General features: G+C 72.0%; 1 protein-coding gene. It reads left to right on the top strand.

The window, feature by feature from the left end:
* A partial coding sequence (locus VGO20_RS12930; protein WP_327502765.1) for a non-ribosomal peptide synthetase occupies positions 1-4,552 on the top strand: 4,552 nt, incomplete at both ends.

Genomic DNA, 4,552 nt, shown 5'->3' with positions numbered 1-4,552 from the left:
CGGCTTCGTGCCGCTGGAGCTGGACGAGGCGCTGACGTCGGCGCTGAAGGCGTTCGGCCTGCGCCACGGGGCGACGGCGTTCATGACGGTCCTGGCGGGCTGGGCGCTGGTGCTCTCGAAGCTGTCGGGGCAGAAGGACGTTGTGATCGGGACGCCGACGGCGAACCGGACGCGCTCGGAGGTGGAGGGGCTGATCGGCTTCTTCGTGAACACGCTGGCGCTGCGCCTGGACCTGTCGGGCTCGCCGACGGTGGAGGAGCTTCTGGGCCGGGTGCGCGCGGCGGCGCTGGGCGCGCAGGAGCACCAGGACCTGCCGTTCGAGCAGGTGGTGGAGCAGATCAACCCCGTGCGCAGCCTGGCGCACGCGCCGCTGTTCCAGGTGATGCTCGCCTGGGAGAAGGACGAGGACGGCGCTTTCGAACTGCCGGGCCTCTCCGTCGGCCGGGTCAAGGCCCCTCACGTCGCCTCGAAGTTCGACCTGGCGCTGATGCTGGTGGAGCGCGGGGGCCGGATCGTCGGCGGCATCGAGTACGCCTCCGCCCTGTTCGATGCGGCCACGGTGAGGCGCTTCGCCCGCCATCTGCGCCGGGTGCTGGCCGGCCTGATCGCCGATCCGCGGCGGCCCGTCGGCGAGATCGACCTCCTGGGCGAGGCGGAGCGGCGGCAACTGCTCCATGGCTGGAACGCGACCCGCCGCGAGCCGCCGCCCGCTTCGGGCTTCCTGCGCCGTTTCGAGGCCCAGGCCGCGCGCGGCGCGCAGGAGACGGCGCTCGTCTTCATGGGCGAGGGCTGGACCTACGGGGAGCTGAACCGGGCCGCCAACCAGCTGGCGCATTTCCTGATCGGACGCGGCGTCGGACCGGACGACCGGGTCGGGCTGTGCATGGAGCGGTCGCCGGAGATGGTGGTCGGCCTGCTCGCCATCCTGAAGGCCGGGGCGGCCTACGTACCGCTCGATCCCGCCTACCCGGCGGAGCGGCTGGCCTTCATGCTGTCGGATGCCGCGCCGAAGCTGCTGCTGACCCAGCAGCGGCTGAGGGGCATCCTGCCGCAGGAGGGGGAGATCGTACCGGCGTGGAGCCTGGACGAGGATCGCGGCGCCTGGGCCGGAGAGCCCGACGGCGATCCGGAGGTCGCGGTCGACGCGGACAACCTCGCCTATGTGATCTACACCTCCGGCTCCACCGGCCGGCCGAAGGGCGTCGCGCAGACCCGCCGCGCGCTCGACAACCTGATCGGCTGGCAGGTCGACCATGCCGCGGCCGACAGCCCGGTGCCCGCCCGCGTCCTGCAGTTCGCCTCCCTGAACTTCGACGTCTCGTTCCAGGAGATCTTGAGCACGCTGTGCCTGGGCCGGACCCTGGTGCTGATGGACGAAGCCAGCCGGAAGGACCTCGGGCAGCTCCGTCGCTTCATCGCCGAGCACGGCGTGCAGCGCGCCTTCCTGCCTTATGCCGTGGTCCAGCAGATGGCCAACCTGTCGTCCCCCGGCGATCCGGTGCCGGAAGGCGGCTGCGAGATCGTGACCGCGGGCGAGGCTCTCCAGGTCAACGACGACCTGCGTGCCTGCATGCGCGCCCTGGGCGGGCGGTATCTCTACAACCAGTACGGACCGACCGAGACCCACGCCGCGAGCCAGTACCCGCTGAGCTGCGCCGCGATGGGCGGCTGGCCCGACGCGCCGCCGATCGGCCGGCCGATCGACAACATCCGGCTCTACGTGCTCGACGAGGGGCTGAACGCGGTCCCGGTCGGCGTCGCGGGCGAGCTGTACATCGCCGGCGTCGGGCTGGCGCGGGGCTACCTGAACCGTCCGGGCCTGACGGCCGAGAGATTCCTGCCCGATCCCCATGCCGACGCCCCCGGGGCCAGGATGTATCGCAGCGGCGATCTGGCCCGCTTCCTGCCGGACGGCAACATCGAGTACCTGGGCCGGATCGACCAGCAGGTAAAGCTGCGCGGCTTCCGCATCGAGCTCGGCGAGGTCGAGAGCGTGCTGCAGCGCCAGCCCGGGGTCCGGGAGGCGGTCGTGCTGCTGCGCGAGGACGATCCCGGCGACAAGCGGCTGGTCGCCTATGTGGTGGGCACCGCCGGGGCCGACCTGCTGCGGGACCGGCTGCTGCGGCTGCTGCCGGACTACATGGTTCCGACGCGGTGGATGATGCTCGACCGCCTGCCGCTGACGGCCAACGGCAAGCTCGACCGCAGGGCCCTGCCGGCACCGGGGCAGGAGCGGAGCGGGGCCGACTACGTGGCGCCGCGCAGCGCCGCGCAGGCCCTGATGGCCGAAATCTGGGCCGAGATCCTGAAGCGCGACCGGGTCGGCATCCACGACAACTTCTTCGACCTCGGCGGCCACTCGCTGCTGGCCACCCGCCTGATCCACGCGATCAACCAGCGCATGTCGGCCCGCCTCTCGCTGAGCAGCCTGTTCCGGCATCCCGTCCTGGCCGACCTCGCGGCCGAGCTGGAGCGCGGGAAGAGGGAAGCCGGCGCGCAGGAAGGGGCGCAGGACGGGGCGATCGAGGCGATCCGCCCGGACTGGGATGCCCGCCACCAGCCTTTCCCGCTGACCGACATCCAGCAGGCCTACTGGTTCGGGCGGGAGGCCACCGTCGGGCTCGGCGGCGTGGCCGCGCATGGCTACGAGGAGACCCGCGTGCGCGGTCTCGACGTCGACCGCTTCGAGCGCGCCCTGAACCGCGTCATCCGGCGCCACGACATGCTGCGCGCCCTCTTCCTCGGCGACGGCACGCAACGGGTGCTGGAGGAGGTCCCCTACTACCGGCTGTCCCGGGACGACCTGCGCGGGCTCGACCGGGATGCGGTGGCCGCCGGGCTCGCCCGCACGCGCGAGCGCATGTCGCACCAGGTGCTGGACGCCAGCCGCTGGCCGCTGTTCGAGTTCCGGCTGACCGAACTCGACGACGGCGTGGCGCATCTGCACATCAGCATGGACGGGCTGATCGTCGACGCCGCCAGCAGCCAGATCCTCGCGCGCGAGCTGATGGCGTTCTACGCCGATCCGGAGGCGGACCTGCCGCCGCTGGAGCTCACTTTCCGGGACTACGTGCTGGCGGAGCGGGCCCAGCGCGCGACGCCGCGCTACGAGCGCGCGCTGCGCTACTGGCGCGACAGGGTCGCCGACCTCGCCCCGGCGCCGAGCCTGCCGCTGGTCCGCCCGCCCGAGTCCATCGCCGCCGCCCACTTCACCCGCCGCGACCTCGACATGCCGGCCGACCGGTGGTCGCGCCTCAAGGAGGTGGGCCGGCAGTTCTCCGTGACGCCGTCCGTGCTGCTCCTGACCGCCTTCTCCGAGGTCCTGGCCCTGTGGAGCCGGCATCCCCGCTTCACCCTCAGCCTGCCGCTGTTCAACCGCCAGCCCCTGCACCCCGGCGTCAATGCGATCATCGGCGACTTCACCTCGCTGGTCCTGCTCGAGGTCGAGGTGGACGGCAAGGCGACCTTCGCGCAAAAGGCGCGGGCGATCCAGGAACGGCTGTGGCGCGACATGGACCACGCCGCGGTCAGCGGCGTGCGGGTCCTGCGCGAGCTGTCGCAGGCGCGCGGCGCCCAGCAGACGGCGATGCCGATCGTGTTCAACAGCACGCTGAGCGAAGCGGCGCCCGAGCAGGCGGAATACAGCCTGTCGGAGGCGCTGGGCGCGCAGAACGTCCACAGCATCACCCAGACGCCGCAGGTCTGGATCGACCATACCCTGCTGGAATACGAGGGCCGTCTGATCTTCAATTGGGACAGCATCGACGAGCTGTTCCCCGAGGGCATGGTCGCCGACATGTTCGCGGCCTATTGCGGGCTGCTGGACCGGCTGGCCGAGCCGGCGGCCTGGCAGTCGACGACGCCGGCCTCGCTGCCCTTCACGCGCCTGCTGCCGCCCGCGGACGCGGCGCCGGCGTCGGCGCCGCTGATGCACGAGCTGTTCGACCGGCAAGCACTCGCCACGCCGGCGGCGCCGGCCGTGCTCGGCGGCAGCCGCAGCTTCGACTACGGCGAGCTGCGCCGCTGCGCGCGCCGCCTGGGCGGCCGTCTGCAGGCCCGGGGCGTACGGCCGAACCGGCTGGTCGCGGTGATGATGGAGCGGGGCTGGGAACAGGTTCTCGGCACGCTCGCCGTCCTGTATGCCGGCGGCGCCTACCTGCCCATCGATCCGGCGCTGCCGGTGGAACGGGTGCACTACATCCTGGAGCGGGCCGAGGTCGAGCTGGTCCTGACGCAGTCGGCGCTGCGCCGGCGCAGCGAGCTGCCCGAGGGGGTGGAGGCGATCGCGGTCGACGACCTGGCCGACGACCTGGCCGACGACGGGGACGGGCCGGAGCTTCGCCCCGTGGCGCTCGACGGGACCGACCTCGCCTACGTGATCTACACCTCCGGCTCCACCGGCACGCCCAAGGGGGTCGTGATCGACCATCGTGGCGCGGTGAACACCCTGCTCGACATCAACGAGCGGTTCGCCGTCGGCCCGTCGGACCGGGTGCTGGCGATCTCCTCGCTCAGCTTCGACCTCTCGGTCTACGACTTCTTCGGCACGCTG

Source organism: Arenibaculum sp. (assembly GCF_035998295.1).
GTDB lineage: Bacteria > Pseudomonadota > Alphaproteobacteria > Azospirillales > Azospirillaceae > DASYHS01.
The sequence above is the reverse complement of the archived record's forward strand: the minus strand, read 5'-3'. Positions and strand labels throughout refer to the sequence as shown.